This is a genomic window from Thermomonospora echinospora (genome assembly GCF_900108175.1).
GTDB classification, from domain to species: Bacteria; Actinomycetota; Actinomycetes; order Streptosporangiales; family Streptosporangiaceae; genus Thermomonospora; species Thermomonospora echinospora.
Genome location: NZ_FNVO01000005.1, coordinates 57984 through 75724, shown reverse-complemented (window position 1 = coordinate 75724; position 17741 = coordinate 57984). Strand labels below are relative to the sequence as shown.

13 protein-coding genes are annotated in these 17741 nt (G+C 74.3%); 4 read left to right on the top strand and 9 right to left on the bottom strand.

The window, feature by feature from the left end; all coding sequences use genetic code 11:
• Positions 1-47 precede the first annotated feature (47 nt).
• The gene (locus C4U03_RS13345; protein WP_103938070.1) at positions 48-836 is read left to right on the top strand and encodes an SDR family NAD(P)-dependent oxidoreductase; all 789 of its coding nucleotides are present in this window, start codon (positions 48-50) and stop codon (positions 834-836) included.
• Here C4U03_RS13345 and hpnH read toward each other — a convergent pair whose 3' ends face one another.
• From hpnH to C4U03_RS13305, 8 genes are all read right to left on the bottom strand, one after another.
• Positions 837-1841 (bottom strand): adenosyl-hopene transferase HpnH, encoded by a 1005-nt coding sequence (gene hpnH / locus C4U03_RS13340; RefSeq protein ID WP_103938069.1) that lies wholly within the window; start codon positions 1839-1841, stop codon positions 837-839. It abuts the gene before it with no gap.
• Positions 1841-3322, bottom strand: a complete 1482-nt coding sequence (gene ispH / locus C4U03_RS13335) for a 4-hydroxy-3-methylbut-2-enyl diphosphate reductase (protein ID WP_103938068.1) — start codon at positions 3320-3322, stop codon at positions 1841-1843. Before ispH ends, hpnH begins: the two co-directional genes overlap by 1 nt.
• Positions 3319-5268 (bottom strand): squalene--hopene cyclase, encoded by a 1950-nt coding sequence (gene shc, locus C4U03_RS13330; protein ID WP_103938067.1) that lies wholly within the window; start codon positions 5266-5268, stop codon positions 3319-3321. The genes ispH and shc overlap by 4 nt, the downstream gene beginning before the upstream one ends.
• Positions 5269-5345: 77 nt before the next feature.
• The gene (locus tag C4U03_RS13325) at positions 5346-6356 is read right to left on the bottom strand and encodes a polyprenyl synthetase family protein (protein WP_103938066.1); all 1011 of its coding nucleotides are present in this window, start codon (positions 6354-6356) and stop codon (positions 5346-5348) included.
• Positions 6353-7672 carry a hydroxysqualene dehydroxylase HpnE gene (gene hpnE / locus C4U03_RS13320; RefSeq protein ID WP_235017837.1) on the bottom strand — a complete coding sequence of 440 codons (1320 nt, stop codon included), beginning with the start codon at positions 7670-7672 and terminating at the stop codon, positions 6353-6355. Before hpnE ends, C4U03_RS13325 begins: the two co-directional genes overlap by 4 nt.
• On the bottom strand, positions 7669-8550 hold the full coding sequence (hpnD, locus tag C4U03_RS13315) for a presqualene diphosphate synthase HpnD (RefSeq protein ID WP_235017887.1): 882 nt from the start codon (positions 8548-8550) through the stop codon (positions 7669-7671). Before hpnD ends, hpnE begins: the two co-directional genes overlap by 4 nt.
• Positions 8551-8552: 2 nt before the next feature.
• On the bottom strand, positions 8553-9416 hold the full coding sequence (hpnC, locus tag C4U03_RS13310) for a squalene synthase HpnC (protein ID WP_103938065.1): 864 nt from the start codon (positions 9414-9416) through the stop codon (positions 8553-8555).
• Positions 9417-9634: 218 nt separating this feature from the next.
• Positions 9635-11344 carry a S8 family peptidase gene (locus C4U03_RS13305; protein ID WP_103938064.1) on the bottom strand — a complete coding sequence of 570 codons (1710 nt, stop codon included), beginning with the start codon at positions 11342-11344 and terminating at the stop codon, positions 9635-9637.
• Between the two features lie 634 nt (positions 11345-11978).
• Between C4U03_RS13305 and C4U03_RS13300 the strand changes: the two genes are divergently transcribed.
• Complete coding sequence (locus C4U03_RS13300; protein WP_103938063.1) at positions 11979-12818, top strand: MBL fold metallo-hydrolase; 840 nt, start codon at positions 11979-11981, stop codon at positions 12816-12818.
• On the opposite strand, the gene C4U03_RS13295 is transcribed toward C4U03_RS13300, so the two are convergent.
• Positions 12802-16071 carry a BTAD domain-containing putative transcriptional regulator gene (locus tag C4U03_RS13295; RefSeq protein ID WP_103938062.1) on the bottom strand — a complete coding sequence of 1090 codons (3270 nt, stop codon included), beginning with the start codon at positions 16069-16071 and terminating at the stop codon, positions 12802-12804. The genes C4U03_RS13300 and C4U03_RS13295 overlap by 17 nt on opposite strands.
• A gap of 164 nt (positions 16072-16235) precedes the next feature.
• On the opposite strand from C4U03_RS13295, the gene C4U03_RS13290 reads away from it, so the two are divergent.
• Both C4U03_RS13290 and C4U03_RS13285 read left to right on the top strand, forming a co-directional pair.
• Positions 16236-16823, top strand: a complete 588-nt coding sequence (locus C4U03_RS13290; protein WP_103938061.1) for an NADPH-dependent FMN reductase — start codon at positions 16236-16238, stop codon at positions 16821-16823.
• 28 nt (positions 16824-16851) lie between these two features.
• Entirely contained in the window at positions 16852-17433 is a 582-nt protein-coding gene (locus C4U03_RS13285; RefSeq protein WP_103938060.1) for a dihydrofolate reductase family protein, read from the top strand.
• Positions 17434-17741: the final 308 nt, after the last annotated feature.

Sequence of the window (17741 nt, the reverse complement as noted above, 5' to 3'; positions counted from 1 at the left end):
GGCGATGCGAACGGGGGTGCCGTGACCGTACATGAGGAGCGGCGCAGATGACGGGGGACGGGCTGCGCGGCCGGGTCGCGCTGGTCACCGGGGCGTCCTCGGGGCTCGGCAGGGCCACCGCCGCCGCGCTGGCCGAGGCCGGCGCCCAGGTGATCGTGCACGGCCGGGACGCCGCCCGGCTGGCGGAGGTGGCCGGGGCGGTGGGCGGCGTGGCCGTGCCGGGCGACCTGGCCGTCCCCGCCGAGGTGGAACGGGTGGCCGCGGCGGCGCTGGACGTCGCCGCCCGGATCGACGTGCTGGTCTGCAACGCCGGGGCGGGCTGGGCGGGCCCGTTCGAGGCGATGCCCGCCGCCGACGGCGACCGACTCGTGGCGGTGAACCTGGCCGCGCCCATCGGCCTCACCCGCCTGCTGCTGCCGCAGATGCGCCGCCGTGGCGGCGGCCGCCTGGTGTACGTCACCTCCATCGCCGGGCGGCTCGGCGTGGCGGGGGAGGCGGTGTACGCGGCGACCAAGGCGGGCCTGGACGCCTTCGCCGAAAGCCTCCGGCAGGAACTGCGAGGCAGCGGTGTGACGGTGGGGGTGTTGGTCCCCGGCGTGGTCGACACCCCGTTCTTCGTCCGCCGGGGAGCGCCGTACACCCGCGGGCGGCCCAGGCCGCTGCCGCCCGACCGGGTCGCCGGCGCGCTGGTACGCGGGATCGCGGCGGGCTCCCCCGAGATCTACGTGCCCGGATGGCTGCGGCTGCCGGTCGCGGTGCGCGGCCTGGCGCCCGCCGTCTACCGCACGCTGGCCGGCCGGTTCGGCGAACGCGTGACCCCGGCGGACCCCCGCTGATCAACCGCCGCCCAGCGCCCGCAGCGACTGGCGGAGCGAGCCCAGCGTGGCGAACACGGCGGTGGGCTCGTAGCCGCAGTGGGCCATGCAGTTGGCGCACCGTTCGTCGCGGCCCCGGCCGTAGGAGTCCCAGTCGGTGGTCTCGACGAGCTCCTGGTAGGTCTGCGCGTAACCGTCGCTCATCAGGTAGCACGGCCGCTGCCAGCCGAAGACCGAGTACGACGGGATCGCCCACGCGGTGCAGGGGAAGTCGACCCTGCCCTCCAAGAAGTCCAGGAACAGCGGGGAGTGGTTGAGCCGCCAGCGCCGCCGGTTGCCTCCCGCGAACGCCGCGCGGAACAGCGCCCGGGTCTCCTCCACGGCCGGGAAGTGCTCCTGGTCGGGCGCCTTCTCGTAGGCGTAGGCCGGGGAGATCATCATCTGGTCCACGCCCAGGTCGTCGTTGAGGTGGTTCAGCACGTCGATGACGGTCCGCGGAGTGTCGGTGTTGAAGAAGGTGGTGTTGGTGGTCACCCGGAACCCGCGCTCGCGGCACAGCCGGATCGCCTCGACCGCCTCGTCGAACACCCCCTCCCGGCAGACCGACGCGTCGTGCCGGTCGCGCAGCCCGTCGACGTGCACCGTCCAGGCGAAGTAGCGGGACGGCTTGAACAGGTCGATCTTCCTGGGGAGCAACAGCGCGTTGGTGCACAGGAACACGTACCGCCGCATCCGGACCAGCTCGGCGACCAGCTCCCCGATCTGCGGGTGCATGAGCGGCTCGCCGCCCGCGATGGAGACCATGGGCGCCCCGCACTCGCGGATCGCGGCGACCGCCTGCTCCACCGGCATCCGCTGCTTCAGCACGGCGGCCGGGTGCTGGATCTTGCCGCAGCCCGCACAGGCCAGATTGCAGGCGAACAGCGGCTCCAGCTCCACCAGCAGCGGGAACTTCTCGCGGCCACGCAGCCTGTTGGCCAGGATGTGGCCGCCGACGCGCAGCGCCTGACGCAGTGGCATCCCCATCAGGGACGCACCTCCTTGGGCAGGCCGAACTCCACCGTTTCCGTCACGACGGACCGTTCCTCCACCCTGACCGGGCCGAGGCCGCGCAGCGCCTCGACGACCGCGTCCACCAGCGCCGGCGGCGCGGACGCCCCGGCGGTCAGCCCGACCGTGCCGACTCCGGCCAGCCGGTCCAGCGGGATGTCGGCCGGGCCGTCGACCAGCAGCGCGGGCGTGCCCTCCCGCTCGGCGACCTCGACCAGCCGGCGGGAGTTGGAGGAGTTGGCCGAGCCGACCACCAGCACCAGGTCGGCCTCGCCGGTGACCTCGCACACGGCCCGCTGCCGGTTGGTGGTGGCGTAACAGATGTCGGCCGAGCGCGGCCCCTGCGCGTCCGGGAACCGGCGCCTGATCGCGTCGGCGACCCGCCCCGCCTCGTCGGCGGCCAGCGTGGTCTGCATCAGGTAGGAGACCCGGCGCCCGGCGGGCAGGTTCGCCACGTCCTCGACGGTCTCCACCAGCACCGTCGAGTCAGGGGCCTCGCCCAGCGTGCCCTCGGTCTCCTCATGACCCGCGTGCCCGATCAGTGCCACCAGGTCCCCGCGGGCGGCCAGCCGCCGGGCCTCCGCGTGCACCTTGGCCACCAGCGGACAGGTCGCGTCGATCACCCGCAGCCCGGCGCGGCCGGCCTGCTCCCGCACCGCCGGCGCCACCCCGTGCGCGGAGAACACCACGACCGCGCCGGGCGGCACCTCGTCCAGTTCCTCCACGAACACCGCGCCGCGCCGCCGCAGGCCGTCGACCACGTGGGTGTTGTGGACGATCTGCTTGCGGACGTACACCGGCGCGCCGTACCGGTCCAGCGCCCGTTCCACCACCTCGATGGCCCGCTCGACCCCGGCGCAGAAGGACCGGGGCGAGGGCAGCAGCACCCGGCGGGGACCCAGCGCCGCGGCCCAGTCGGTCAGGGCGGGGCCGACCTCCCGCAGCCGCCGCCGCGCGGCCAGGGCGCCCCCGATGGTCGAAGGGTGCAGCAGGGGGCGGTCCGAGGTGTCGACGATGGCGCGGACCACCGCCCAGGGCCGGGTCCCGGAGACCGCCGCGAGGAAACCGGACTCCATGTCCACCGCCAGTGCCCCGGTGGCGGCCAGGGCACGGCGTTCGGCGCCGCTGACGAGGTGGTCGGTGCTGACCAGCGGGCCCAGCCGCACCCTGCCCCCGCCCCGGGCCAGCCGGCTGGCCAGCAGCTCGGCCGAGCGGCACCGCAGCGTCCGGTCGCCCACCCGCACCTCGGTTGCGACCAGCAGATCGCCCGGCCGCAGCCGGTCGTCCAGCGCGCCCGCGAAACCCGCCATCGCCAGCGCGTCGAACGTCGGCAGCCGGGCCGCGGCGGCCAGCGTCCGGCGCGGGCCCATCCCGGTCCGCGTGACGTGCAGGCCGCCGCGCGCCAGGGCCCGTGCCTCGATGCCGAGGGCGGCGCAGACGGCCAGGCGGGCGGTCATGAGGTCCCCTTCAGGTAGCGCCCGAGCGCGCTCAGGGGGAACACCAGCCGGTAGATCTCGTAGTTGATGTAGAAGTCGCCGGGGAAGCCGGTGCCGGTGTAGTGGTCTTCGTCCCAGCCGCCGTCCTCCCGCTGATGCTCGACCAGCCAGGTGACGCCGTGGTGGACGGCGGTGGAGCGTTCACCGGCGGCCAGCAGCGCCAGCAGCGCCCAGGCGGTCTGCGAGGGGGTCGACTCGCCCCGGCCGATCCATGCCGGGTCGCGGTAGGAGCGCATGTCCTCGCCCCAGCCTCCGTCGGTGTTCTGGTGCCGCTCCAGCCAGGCGACGGCGCGGCGGATCTGCGGCGCGTCCGGCCGCACACCCGCGGCGACCAGGGCCGGGACGACACACCCAAGGCCGTACACGTGGTTGGCGCCCCACCGGCCGAACCAGGACCCGTCCGGCTCCTGCGCCTTCAGCAGCCACACGCCCGCCCGCCGCACCACCGGCGAGTCCGCCAGGCCCTGCCGGCACAGCGCCTCGATGACGTGCGCGGTGACGTCCGCGGACGGCGGGTCGATCACCGCGCCGAAGTCGCAGAACGGCAGCCTGGTGCACAGCGTGCGGGTGTTGTCGGCGTCGAAGGCGGCGAACCCGCCGTCCCGCGAGGCCATCCCGACCAGCCAGCGCACGGCCCGCTCGACCGCCGGGTCCGACTGCGGATGGGCCACCCGGCTCAGCGCCAGGATCACCTCGGCGGTGTCGTCGGTGTCGGGGTAGCAGTCGTTGTCGAACTCGAACGCCCACCCGCCCGGCGGCACCTCCGGGCGCCGCACCGCCCAGTCGCCGGGCCCCCGCACCTCCTCGCCGAGCACCCAGTCGGCGGCGCGCAGCAGTGCCGGATGGTCGGCGGGCAGGCCCGCGTCGGCCAGCGCGTTCACGGCCAGCACGGTGTCCCACACCGGCGACTGGCACGCCTCCAGCCGCCGTCCCTGACCGTCCCGGATGGTGAACCGGTCGAGGCCGGCCAGGCCGCGCCGCATCACCGGATGGTCCACCTGGTACCCGAGCAGGTTCAGTGCGATCAGCGAGTACACCCAGGGCGGCTGGATGCCGCCCCACGAGCCGTCCGCCTCCTGGCGGGCCAGGATCCACTCGCCGGCCCGGCGCAGCGCGGCCGTCCGCAGGCCGCGCAGCGGACGCCGCTCGTACACGTGCAGGGCGCGGTCCAGGCCGGCGAAGACCTCCCGCCAGCCGGGCAGGGACGGCCGCCCGGACCGCCCGGACGGCCGTCGCCCGGCGTGCAGCTCGGTCAGGCCGAACGGGAGCGGGCGCACCGGACGCACCGATCCGACGACCGTGAGCGGCACGATCGTCTGACGGGCCCAGCACGCCCAGTCGTAGACGTTCAGCGGGCACCAGGGCGGCAGGAACATCAGCTCCGGCGGCATCACCGGCAGGTCGTCCCAGGACCACTGCCCGAACAGGGCCAGCCAGATCCGGGTGAACACCCGGGTGCCCTCGATGCCGCCCTCCCGCCGGACGTACTCGGCGGCCCGGCGCATGTGCGCGGCGTCGACGGGATCCCCGGCCAGCCGCAGCGCCGTGTACGCCTCCACGGTGGTGGACAGGTCCGGCGGGCCGCCGTGGAAGTTGGCCCAGGTCCCGTCGGGAGCCTGCTGGGAGCGGATCCAGTCGGCGGCCCCCCGGGTGTCGGCCTCGGAGCGGACGCCGAGGAACTCCCGCAGCAGCAGGTCCTCGGCGTCCATGGTGACGTTGGTCCGCAGCTCGCCCTTCCACCAGCCCTCGGGAGACTGCAGCGAGAGCAGGTGGTCGCGGGCGGCCCGCAGTGCGGTGGCGGCCCGCAACGCGGTGGCGGACGCCACCTCCGGGGCGGCGACCGTGGTCGGTGTGGTGGTCGGGCCCGGCCCGGTCGTGGCCGGAACACTGGGAACGGTCGTGGACATGGAACTCCTTGGACGTGGAGACCTCCGCCTTCGGACGGGACTCACCCCGGCGGTGAAAGCGCGCGGCTCGTGGTCGATCAGTGGTCCCTGCGGGTCACGAAGGCGGCGATGTCGAGGAACTCGGTACGGACCAGGTCGGGCAGGTCCGCGTCGGCCAGGTGGGCGGCGGCCCGCTCGACGCGGCGCCCGGCCTCCGCCTCGGCCCAGCCGCGTCCCCCGGCCGCCTCGACCAGCCGGGCGGCCTCGCGCAGTTCGGCGTCCGACAGCGGTGACGGCCGCGCGTACAGTTCGGCCAGCCGGGCGGACTCGGCCGTCCCCGCGGTGAGCGCGGCCACCACGGGAAGGGTCTTCTTGCGGGAGCGCAGGTCCGACAGCGCGGGCTTGCCGGTGACGGCGGGCTCGCCCCACACCCCGAGCAGGTCGTCCACCAGCTGGAAGGCCAGGCCCAGCTCGGCGCCGAACGCGGCGAGCCCGGCGACCAGCGGCTCGGGCGCCCCGGCCAGCACCGCCCCGATCGAGCACGAGCACGCCAGCAGGGACGCCGTCTTGTCGGCGGACATGGTCAGGCATTCGCGCAGGCCGACCTGGTCGCGCTCCTCGAAGCCGAGGTCGAGCGCCTGACCCGCGATGAGCCGGCGGGTGGCGGCGGCCAGTGAGCGCGCCGCCCGGGGGCCGCCCGGGCCGGGGACCTCCAGCAGCAGCTCACCGGCCAGCGCCGCCAGCGCGTCCCCGGTGAGGATGGCGGCCGGCTCGCCGAACACCGTCCAGGCGGCGGGGCGGTGCCGGCGCGTCCGGTCGCCGTCCATGATGTCGTCGTGCAGCAGCGAGAACGCGTGTGTCAGCTCGACCGCGACCGCGCCGGGCACCCCGACCTCGGGATCGGCCCCGGCGGCGCGGGCCGACAGCAATGCCAGCGCGGGCCGCAGCGACTTGCCGCCGGCGTCGGCCGGGCGGCCTGCGGCGTCGGCCCAGCCGAGGTGGTAGGCCGCCACCCGGTGGGTGCGGGGATCGAGCCGGCCGACCGCGGCGCGCATCGCGCCGTCGATCTGCGCCCGCACGTCCAGCATCGAGATCGGCACGGTGGTCATCGCTGCCGCACCTCCCGCAGGTGGCGGCGGACCAGCCGGGCGGCGGTGAGGCCACTGCGCACGGCGCCCTCCATGGTGTCGGGCCAGCCCGTGGCGGTCCACGCGCCGGCGAGGAAGATCCCTGGCGTACGGGTCGCCGCACCGGGGCGCCCCGCCGTGCTGCCCGGGGCCTGGCGGAACGTCGCCCGCCGTTCCCGGGTGACGAACAGGTCCAGCACCCGGGCGTGCCGTGCGGCGGGCAGCAGCCGGGCCAGCTCGGGCACGAACACCGCCCGCAGTTCGGCGGTGGACAGCTCGATCCAGCGGTCGGCGGCCGACAGTGACACCGCCAGGTACTGGCCCTCGGCCAGGCCGCTGGGCGCCGTCCGGTCGAAGACCCACTGCACCGGTGAGCCGACGGCGGCGGCGAACGGCAGGTCCAGCACCGGCCGGTCGTAGATGACGTGCACGTTGACGATGGGGGCGGCGCCCAGCGCGGGCCAGCGGTCCCGGTCGGGGCAGGTCTCCTCGCCGGCCAGCCGGGCCGCCGCCTCGTGCGGGACGGCCAGGATCACCGCGTCCGCGCCGAGCGGCGTACCGTTCACGACCACCTTGGGGTCGGCCGTCACCGCCTCCGCCCTGGCCCGCAGCAGGACGTTGCCGCCGCCCTCCTCGATCCGCCGCAGGGCGGCGGCGCCGTGCAGGTCGCCGAGCGGCAGGGCGGGGACACCGATGTCGGCGGCGTCGCGGCGGCCGAGCAGCGCTGTGCGGCACACCATGCCCGCCGCTCCCATCGCCGCCTCGTCGAGCCCGGCGTTGAGCGCCGCCATGAGAAGTGGCTCCCACAGTTCCCGCCGTGCCCGTTCCCGCTGCCCGTGCGCGGCCAGCCACCGCCCCGCGCTGATCTCGTCCAGCTCTGGGGCGCCGGGGTCCAGGCGCCGCAGGGCGAGCGCCGCGCGGACGGTCCGCAGCCGGTCGGCCACGGGCAGCGCCGAGTACCGGGCCAGCGCCGGGAGCATGTGCAGCGGCCCGGGAAGCCGGGACCGACGCAGCCGGCCGGCGACCCCGCCGGGCCGCAGGACGGTGACGTCGAAGCGGTCCTGGACGTGCACGTGGTGGTGCGTGCCGAGCCGTTCCAGCAGCCCCCGGTACGCCGTGCAGCACCGCAGGAAGACGTGCTGGCCGTTGTCGACGGCCAGGCCGCGCCGGTGGAACGAGTGGGTAGCGCCGCCCAGCCGGGGCCGCGCCTCGACGAGGGTGACCGGCACTCCCACCTCCTGCAGGGCCAGCGCGGCGCTGATCCCGGCCAGGCCGCCGCCGACGATGACCACGCTCACCGCTTCACCCCCGTCAGCGCCCGGGTCGCGACCATCGCCTTCTGCCAGGTGGGCAGGGACATGCGTGCGTGCAGCGCGGTCTCGGGACGGTCGGCGATCCGCTCCAGCAGCCGGCGGTAGATGCCCGCCATGGCGCCGGTGCAGGCGGCGCTGCGCCGGTCGAGCATCGGCAGCAGCCGCAGCCCGGTCTCGTACCAGGCCCGTGCCCGGGTCGCCTCGAACCGCACCAGCTCGCGCAGCCGGTCCGGCGGGTCGGTGAACCGGCCGGCCCCGTCCAGGTCCAGGGTGCAGCCGAACCTGGCCAGGTCCTCGGCGGGTAGGTAGACGCGGCCGCCGGCACGGTCCTCGCGCAGGTCCCGCAGGATGTTGGTGAGCTGCAGTGCGACGCCGAGGGCGTCGGCGAGCGGGGCGGCCTCCCGCGGCCGGGCGGCGCCGAACACGCCCAGTGACAGCCGTCCCACCGAGCCCGCCACCCGGCGGCAGTACTGCAGCAGGTCCTCGAAGGTGGCGTACTCGGCGCCCCGCACGTCGCTCTCGCAGCCGTCGATCAGCTCGGCGAAGGCGCTCAGCGGGATCGGGTGGCGGGTCGCCGCGTCGGCCAGCGCCACCAGCACCGGATCACCGTCCAGGTCGCCCGTGCCCGCGCAGCCGTGGCTGACGTTGCGCACGGCCTCCAACTGCCAGCGCGCCTGCGCCAGCAGCACCAGCCGCCGCTCGGCGGGCTCGTCGCCGTCGCCGATGTCGTCGATCCGCCGGGCGAAGGCGTAGACCGCCGATAACGCCCGCCGCTTGGGCGGTGGCATCAGCATGATGCCGTAGCAGAAGTTGCGGGCCTGGCCGCGCACGATCTGCTCGCAGTGCTGGTAGGCGCTCGGCACCGTCAAGGTCGACTCCTTCCGAGGGCGCGCGACCACTCGGCCGGCAGCCTCGCCCGGCCGGCCCGCAGCCGCCCGCCGAGCACGTCGTAACCACCGCGTTCGAAGGCGGCCAGGGTGGCGCGCCCGCCGGCCACATAGCCCGCCACCGCGATCCGGGCCCAGCCGGACAGCGTCCCGATCAGCGGGGCCCCCTCGTTCAGCAGCCGCCGGGCGCGGTCCACCTGGAACGCCAGCAGGCCGCGCAGCCGGGTGGGCGTCACCGGCCGTCCCAGGTCCGCCTCGGTGCAGCCGAACCTGCGCAGGTCCTCGGCCGGCAGGTAGACGCGCCCGCGCCGGTAGTCCTCGCCGACGTCCTGGCAGTGCTCGACGAGCTGCAGCGCGGTGCAGATCCGGTCGGCGAAGGCCATGCGGTGGGCAGTGGCGGCGCCGAAGACGTGCAGCACGATGTGCCCGACCGGATTGGCCGACAGCACGCAGTACTCCCGGAGCCGCTCGAAGGTGTCGTAGCGGTGGACCACCTGGTCCTGCCGGTTGGCCCGGATCAGCCGGTGGAACGGCTCGGCCGGGATCCGGCAGGCGGCCACGGTGCCGGCCAGCTCGCGCAGCTGCGGCAGCTGTGGCCGCCCGCCCGCGTACAGCACGTCGAGGTCGCGTTCCACCAGGTCGAGCAGTGTGCCGCGCTCGTCCGGCGGCGCTTCGTCACCGATGTCGTCGACCAGCCGCGCGAATCCGTACACCGCCAGCAGGCGGGCCCGGTACCGGGGCGGCAGCAGCCGTGTCGCGACCGGAAAGTTCTCCCGGCGGACCAGTTCGTCGAGCGTACGGCGGTGCTCCCGCACGCTCCACGTGGGCTCCCGGACGGCCAACGGTCCTCCCGCTCCGCGATCACTAGCTGTGACTTTCACTTTCCGCTGCGGAGTCACGAAAACGCCCGTTCGGGTATGGAGTTCTTGGGCTTGGGCGGCCGCGCACGGTGCGGCACGGTCCGGAACGGCGCCCGTTCGTGCAGGTCAGGAGGACGGAAAAGGAGCACATGAAGCGGCCCCGCACCGGAGCCGGTGCGGGGCCGCCAGAGGAGGGGACGTCAGCGCTTGACCGCGGTCAGGGCGTTGACGATGCCGCTCCCGTAGAACCCGTTGTTGCTCTTGGAGCCCTCACAGGTGTGGGTGGTGACCACCTTGGTGTAGCCGCCGTCCCCCTGCAGCACGTACCGGGTGTAGGTGTACGAGCCACCCGCCGGGCAGGCCGTCTCGGTGGCGGTGGAGCGCAGGATCGACTCGGTGACGCGCGGGTCGAGCGTCAGGCCGCCGCGGTCGCGCCTGCCGTACTTGCTGACGATCAGCGCGGCCACGCCCGCCGCGTGCGGCGAGGCCATCGAGGTGCCCTGCAGCGACTGGTAGTAGGCGCACTCGCCGCCCTTGCAACTGCGGATCACGTACGGGACGTTGGGCGTGCCGTCGGCGTTCAGTTCGCCCCGCTCGCGGGCCAGCCGCTCGGGGTAGGCGGCCCAGATGCCCCGGTTGTGGTCGATCTTGCCGTCGGCGGTGTCGTACTTGTCGCCGCCGGGCGCCGCCACCGCGACGTAGCCCTTGCCGAAGCTGGAGTAGTACGCCTTGCGCTTGCTGATGCCGGTCGAGGACACCGGGATGACGCCCTTGCCCTCCGACGGCATCGAGATGCAGCTCGGCGGGATCTCCCGGTCGCGGGGGGCCTCGCCGGGCTCGGAGGCGTAGTCCGGGCTGCTGCTGTCGAGGAAGGGCTTGGTGTAGTCGGCCGCCTCGTTGCCGGCGGCGGCGACCAGCGTCACGCCCCGCTTGCGGGCGTAGTCCAGCGCCCGCTGGGTGGCCTTGATGATGACCCGCTGCTCGGCCTGGTCGGCGGGGGAGTCCGCCGGGTTGGCCGTGCAGTTGAACAGCCAGGGGTCGATGTAATACGACATGTTGACCACGTCGATGCCGTGGTCGCCGGCGTAGGTCAGCGCGTCGATGGACGGCTGCAGGAAGAAGTACCCCGAGTCCTGCCCGGCGCGCAGGTTGACCAGGGACACCTTCGGGGCGACACCGGCGATGCCCAGGCCGTTGCGCGGCGAGCCGATGGTGGAGGCCACGTGCGTGCCGTGGTCGTTGTCGTCCACGTCCGCCGGGTCGACACAACTGGCGACCTCGCACGGCCCGTCGACCTCGTCGCCGTTGGCGTCCACCGGGATGTCGGTGGTGAAGTTGCGGCTCAGCCTGCGGTTGAAGTTGGGCGCGATGTCGGGGTGTGACCCGTCGACGCCGGTGTCGATGATGCCGACCAGCACCCGCCGGTCACCCGGCTCCACCCGGTAGGAGCCGGAGTCGGTGGCGCCGATCTGCTTCATGTCCCACTGCAGGTCCGCCAGGGGCTCGGAGCCCTTCGCGCCGCCCTTGGGGGCCTGCCGCCGGTGGGCGTCGCGGCCCTCCTTCTCGACGGACGTGCGCTTGTGCAGGCTGCGCGCCGCCTTGGGGGCGTGCCCGATGGTCCGGTTGGCGGCCGCGCCCTCGATCGCCGCCTGCCGCCCGGCGTCGGCGGCGAACCGGGCGTTGGAGGTGCGGATCGTGGCGACCCCGACGGAGGCGTTCTCCTTGAGGACCGTGCCCCCGGCGGCCTTGACGGCCGCGCGGGCCTTGTCCAGGGAGACCCCTTCCTTGTAGAGGACCACGTACTCGGTGGCCCGTTCCTCGGCCTGCGGTTTGGTCGGTCCCGCATAGGCGGGGAGCGCCAGCATCGTCGCGGTGACGGCGCCGGTTACTGCGAGGACGACTCGCCGCACTGTCACACCTCCTGTCCAGGGGTAAGGAACGTCAGGTTCTCAGCCCGACCAGGCGAAGCTACTCATATCCCTTTTGGTTGGCGACCCTCGGACGTATCACGAAACAGAGGCTCTTGTGTGAAGAAAGGGAGAGTTGTTCACTCTGTGTTGACGTCGATGGTCACGCTGGGTTGTGAAGGGGGTCGGGTGGCCGTGGGCTGCGCGGACGGTCCGGCGGAAATCGATGAGGACTCTTCACCGCTCTCGGCGCCGGGTGATTTCCGGCCGGCGCCGGGTGCGCGGAGGGCTGTGCGAGGTAAAAGGCCCGCGGCCTTAATTGACCGATTCCAGGTGCGATACACGACGTTCCATGGCGGCTCCGGCCCGCGCCGAGATGACGGCGGTACCGGCGCGGAGCCTCGGACGGGCGCCGCCGGCCGTGGACCCGCGAAGCGGCCGGACGGGCGGTCGCCGGCGGGCGCGGCCGCCGTGGACGGGCCGCGGCCGTCCGCCGGGCCGGTTCGTAAAGTCCCCGGGAACGAGCGGTCGCATGGGTCGTCCGGGTCCTGGGTAAGGGGGCTGCGCTCACGGCACGCGCACGCGCCCGCGTACGTGACACGCGTCCGCGGCGGGTGCTCGGACGAAAGGACGCGTCATGGCCGATGTCCCGGTTCCGGGCGGCTCAGGCCCGGCCATCACCCGCGACGCGGTGACGTTCGTCGGGAACGCCACCGTGATCATTCACTATGGCGCCTTCACGCTGCTGACCGATCCCAACTTCGTGCCGCGCGGCCACCGGGTCCACCTCGGCTACGGCATCGTGACCACCCGGCTGAAGGATCCGGCCCTGGCCGTGGAGGACCTGCCCGAACTCGACGCGGTGGTGCTGTCCCACCTGCACGGCGACCACTGGGACGGCGTGGCCGAACGTCACCTCGACCGGTCGCTGCCGATCGTGACCACCCAGGCGGCCGCCCGCGCCCTGCGCAGGCGGGGCTTCGGCGAGGCGGACGGGCTGGAGATCTGGCGGCACCGCACCCTGACCAAGGGGGACCGGTGGGTCCGCATCACCGCGCTGCCCGGCCGGCACGGCCCCGACCCGGTGCACCTCCTGCTCCCGCCGGTGATCGGCACGCTGCTGGAGTTCGGCACCGGCGGCTCGACCGACCTGCGCCTGTACCAGAGCGGGGACACGGTGATGTACGACCAGATCGCCGAGGTCCGGCACCGCTACCCCGACATCGACCTGGGCATCGTCCATCTGGGCGGCACCCGGCCGCTGAACCTGGTCACGGTGACCATGGACGGGCGGCAGGGCGCCGACTGGGTGGAGACGGTGCAGCCCGACAGGGTCATGCCGGTCCACTACGACGACTACTCGGTGATGAAGTCGCCGCTGTCGGACTTCGAGGCGGAACTGCGGCGGCGCGGGCTGAGCGACCGGATGATCCCCGTGGAGCGCGGCGGCAGCATCCCCCTCACCCGGGTCCGGTGAGCCGGACGGCCTCGGCCTCCCGCAGGCAGTCGGCCGGGGAGAGCGCGGCCCCGCGCTCGAACTCGGCGTCGAGGGCGTCCTGCGGCAGGGCGGCGCGGATCCGCCCGGTGACGCGGGCGATGTCCTCGCGCTCGACCAGGCCCGCGGTCAGCCCGTAGGAGTCGCGCACCGCCGCCGCCTGTCCCAGCATGCGGGCGGCCTCGGCGTGGCGGCCCGCCAGGCTGAGCGCACCGGCCGCGCCCTCCAGGGCGCCCGCCGTGTCGCGGGGCGCGCCGTAGCGGATCGCGACGGCCAGCGCGTCGCGGTGGAGCGCCAGGGCCGAGGCCGCGTCGCCACGGCGCTCGGCCACCAGGCCCAGCCCGATCTGGACCAGCGTTAGATGCATCGGCGGATCGGCGTCGCCGTCCTGGGGGATGTCCTTCAGCAGGCCCTGCAGGTGCTCCTCGGCGACGTCCAACTCGCCCTGCCGGATGGCGGCCATGCTCAGTCCGATCTCGGCGAGGTTGAAGGCGTGGCGGTGCCCGTGCTCAAGGGCCAGCCGTCGGGCCCGCTCGCAGTGCCCGCGCGCCGCCGTGTGGTCGCCGCGCAGCATCGTGATCCAACCTATCCAACCCAGCAGCATGGCGACGTCCGGCCACAGCCGCAGTTCCTCGGCCCGCCGCAGGCCCTCATGCTGCAACCGTTCCGCCCGGACATGGTCGCCGGTCAGCTCGGCGTGGGCGCCCAGCCACGCGGCCGCCTGGAGCTGCCCCCACCGGTCGCCGGCCTCGCCGAACAGCCGCGCCGCCCGTTCGGCCTCCCGCCGCAGCACCGCCGTCTTGCCCCGCGAGTGCGCGTGCAGGGCGCGCTGGATCAGGGTGGCCGCCTCCCCCCACCGGTCGCCGGACGCCCGGAACCCCTCCATGGCACGGTCCAGCAGGTGCTTGTTGTCGGTGAAGTCGGCGCTCTCGCTGCCGGTGAACGCCAGGAACCACTGGGCCCGGGCCAGCGCCACCGGATCGCCGGCCTCCTCCAGCAGCCGCAGCGCCGCGTCACACCGGCCGGCCCAGTCGGCGGTGTCGCCCTGGAGCGCCGCGAAGCCCGCGTGCCACGCCATGGCCCTGGCCCGGGACGCGACCGGGCTGCTTTCCGCAGCCCGCAATGCCAGCGCCGCCGCCAAGGACCGCCGGGCCTCGGCCAGCCTGCCGCGCAGGAACCAATACCAGGACAGCGCGTTCACCAGCCGCAGCGCGTCCTCGGCGTCCCCGGAGGCGACGGCGCCGTCGAACGCCGAGCGCAGGTTGGCGGCCTCGCCGTCCAGCAGCCGCAGCCATCGCCCCTGGCCATGCCCGTACAGCTCGGGTTCGGCGCGTTCGGCCACCTCGATGTAGTAGCGGCGGTGGCGCAGTCGTACCCGCTCGTGCTCGCCCGCCTCGTCCATGCGGTCGGCGCAGTAGGCGGCCACCGACTCCAGCAGCCGGTAGCGGGGCCCTTCGTCGCTGCGCTCGTCCATCACCACCAGGGAGCGGTCCACCAGCCGGACCAGCAGGTCGAGTACCTCCTGTGCGGGCAGGTCGTCCCCGGCGCAGACGGCCTCGGCGGCCTCCAGTGAGCACCCGTCGGCGTGTACGGCCAGCCGGCGCAGCACCGCCCGCTCCGGCTCGGCCAGCAGGTCCCAGCTCCAGTCGATCATCGCCGTCAGGGTGCGCTGCCGGTGCGGGGCGCCCCGCTGTCCGGTCGCCAGCAGCCGGAACCGGTCGTCCAGCCGGGCCACCAGCCCGTGCACGCCCAGCGCCCGCACCCGGGTGGCGGCCAGCTCCAGCGCCAGCGGGATCCCGTCCAGCCGCCGGCACAGCACCGCGACGGCCGCCGCGTTCTCGGCGTCGAGACGGAACCCGCGCGCGGCGGCCGACGCCCGCTCCACGAACAGCCGCACCGCGCCCGACTCCGCCAGCGTCTGCGGGTCGGGCTCGGCGTCGCGCCCGGGCACCGTCAGCGGCGGGACGTTCCAGACCACCTCGCCGGGCAGCCCCAGCGGTTCGCGGCTGGTGGCCAGCACCCGCAATCGCGGCACGGCCCGCAGCAGCGGCTCGGCCAGGTCCGCGACCTGCTCGACGACGTGCTCGCAGTTGTCCAGCACCAGCAGCAGCCGCCGGGCCGCCAGCGCCTCGGCCAGCCGGCCAACCGGGGCCGCCGCGCTCTGACCGGGGGAGTCCCGGATGTCCAGCACCCGCAGTACCGCGTCGGCCAACTCGGCGGCGGACGGGTGTTCGAAGGCGGCCAGTTCGACCATCCACACCCCGTCGGGGAACGCGCCGAGCAGCCGCCCGGCCGTCTCGGTCGCCAGCCGGGTCTTGCCCACCCCGCCGGGCCCGGTCAGCGTCACCAGCCGGTCGCTCTCCAGCCGAGCGCTGATCTCGGCGACGGCCTCGTCCCTGCCGACCAGGCCGGTGGCGGGGGCGTGCAGGTTGGTGCGGGGCCGGGAAGCGTCCGCCGCCAGCGGTGCGGCCGGCGCGGGCGGCGCGTCCAGCGCGGGGTCCTGCGTCAGGATCGCCCGGTGCAGGGCGACCAGCTCCGGGCCGGGATCCAGGCCCAGCTCGTCGGCCAGTTCGGCCCGCAGCCGCTCGTAACTGTCCAGTGCCTCGCTCTGCCGGCCCGCCCGATACAGGGCCCGCATGTGCGCGGCCCGCAGCCGTTCCCGCAGCGGGTGCGCCGCCAGCAGGTCGCCCAGCTCGGCCGCCAGCACCCCGTGCTCGCCCAGCGCCAGCCGCACCTCGGCGTGGTCCTCCAGCGCGGCCAGCCGCAGCTCCTCCAGCCGGGCGATCACCGGCTGGACGAACGGCTCGTCGGCGAAGTCGGCGAACGCCGGGCCCCGCCACAGCGCCAGCGCCTCCGCGAGCGCCCCCGCCCGCGCCGCAGGCTCGGCGGTCTCGCGCGCCCGGGCGGTGAGGGCGCGAAAGCGCCGCGCGTCCACCCGCTCGTCATCGGCCTGAAGCAGGTAGCCCGCCGGGCGGGACACCACCAGCGACCGTGCGCCGGGCTCGGCGTCCTCCAGCACCCGCCGCAACTGGGAGACCTTGACCGACAGCGCGGCGGGCGGGTTACTGGGCGGATCCTGGCCCCACAGGTCGTCGATCAGCCGGTCGGCCGGGACCGGACGCCCCTCGTACACCAGCAGGTCGGCCAGCAGCGCCCGCACCTTGAGGCCGGGCACTGTGACGAGCCGGCCGTCGTCGGTCCACACAGACAGCGGACCCAGCACCCCGAAACGCATGAGCCGCACGATAACCGCCCCTGGCGGGCGGGCGGGGCCATAAACGGACGAGCGGTGCCGCGGACGCCGGCGCGGGGGCGGAAAACCGGCCGTAAAGATCCCGTAAGGGGGTCCCCGCACAGTGGGACGTGTCGGACGGAACACCGCGGCGAAGGGAGCGGCAGATGAGCGGAACGGATCGGCTCCGACTGGCGATCATCATCGGCAGCACCCGTGACGGCCGTTTCGGCCCGACCGTGGCCGGCTGGCTGGCCTCCCGCGCCCGCCGCCGCGCCGACCTGGAGGTCGACCTGATCGACCTGGCCGAGGCCCGGTTGCCGCAGACGCTGCCCGACCACGACGGCGACCTGCCGGAGCCGGTGCGGGCGCTGGCGCCCCGGCTGGCCGCCGCCGACGCCTTCGCGGTGGTGACGCCCGAGTACAACCACGGCTACCCGGCCCCGCTCAAGACCGCGATCGACTGGTACTACGACGAGTGGAAGGCCAAGCCGGTCGCGCTGATCACCTACGGCAGGGAGTCCGGCGGCCGCAACGCCGCCGCCCAGCTCCGCCAGGTGTTCGGAGAGCTGCACGCGGTCACCATCAGGGACGGGATCAGCCTGCCCTGCTACTGGGAGCAGTTCGCCGCCGACGGCTCCTGGCCCAAGGCCGGCGCCGACTGCAACACCGCCGTCAAGACCACGCTGGACCAGCTGACCTGGTGGGCGCTCGCCCTCCGGGAGGCCCGGGTCCGGCGGCCCTACACGACCTGACCAACCCCTCATGAGACCGGAGAAAACCATGCGCAAGATCATCAACTCGACCTACGTCTCCCTCGACGGCGTCATCGCCCGGCCGAACGAGTGGACTTTCGAGTACTTCAACGAGGAGGCCCAGAAGTTCGCCTACGACCAGCTGTTCTCCTGCGACGCCCTGCTGATGGGCCGCAAGAGCTACGAGGGCTTCGCCGCGAGCTGGCCCCACATGGAGGAGGAGACCGGGGACTTCGGCGTCCGGATGAACACCATGTCCAAGTACGTGGTATCCACCACCCTGAAGGACCCGGAGTGGAAGAACACCGCCGTCATCTCCGACAACGTGGTGAAGGAGATCGCCGAGCTCAAGGAGCGGCCGGGCCAGGACATCCTGCAGTACGGCTACGGCCCGGTCACCCGGCTGCTGATCGAGCACGGCCTGCTGGACGAGCTGCGGCTGTGGATCCACCCGGTGATCGTCGGCACCGGCGACCCCGAGGAACTGCTCACCCGGGAGGGTTTCGGCGCCTCCTTCGAGGCGGCCGAGACCAAGGTCTTCACCAACGGGGTCATCATCGCCACCTACCGCCCGGCCGCCAAGGAGGCCGCCGAGGGGGAGGGCGCCTGACCGGGCCGCCACAAGGGCTCCGAGACCGCCGGCGCTCGCCCGCAGGAGCCTGACCCGCCGCGGCGCCGCCGCCGGGATCCGACCGGACCGACCGCCGGGATCCGGCCGGAGCCCGCGCGCCGCGGGATCGCCCGTCGGTTCCGTGCGTCTTCCGGTGCTGCGGACGGCGGCGGTGGATTCCGGCCGGAGTCCATGTGTCACGGATCGCCCGTCGGTTCCGCGCCGTTCGTCCCAGTGGACGATTCCGGAGGAGTCCGTCTCGCGGTGGATTCCGGCCGGAACCGGCCGTTCGCGGCCTCCGGCACCTT

Excerpts from the sequence above, each read along its gene's own strand:
- shc (WP_103938067.1), bottom strand. The coding sequence starts at position 5,268 with ATGTCCACGACCGTTCCCAGTGTTCCGGCCACGACCGGGCCGGGCCCG.
- C4U03_RS13325 (WP_103938066.1), bottom strand. The coding sequence starts at position 6,356 with ATGACCACCGTGCCGATCTCGATGCTGGACGTGCGGGCGCAGATCGAC.
- C4U03_RS13290 (WP_103938061.1), top strand. The coding sequence starts at position 16,236 with ATGAGCGGAACGGATCGGCTCCGACTGGCGATCATCATCGGCAGCACC.
- C4U03_RS13285 (WP_103938060.1), top strand. The coding sequence starts at position 16,852 with ATGCGCAAGATCATCAACTCGACCTACGTCTCCCTCGACGGCGTCATC.
- hpnH (WP_103938069.1), bottom strand. The coding sequence starts at position 1,841 with ATGGGGATGCCACTGCGTCAGGCGCTGCGCGTCGGCGGCCACATCCTG.
- C4U03_RS13295 (WP_103938062.1), bottom strand. The coding sequence starts at position 16,071 with ATGCGTTTCGGGGTGCTGGGTCCGCTGTCTGTGTGGACCGACGACGGC.
- C4U03_RS13345 (WP_103938070.1), top strand. The coding sequence starts at position 48 with ATGACGGGGGACGGGCTGCGCGGCCGGGTCGCGCTGGTCACCGGGGCG.
- ispH (WP_103938068.1), bottom strand. The coding sequence starts at position 3,322 with ATGACCGCCCGCCTGGCCGTCTGCGCCGCCCTCGGCATCGAGGCACGG.
- C4U03_RS13300 (WP_103938063.1), top strand. The coding sequence starts at position 11,979 with ATGGCCGATGTCCCGGTTCCGGGCGGCTCAGGCCCGGCCATCACCCGC.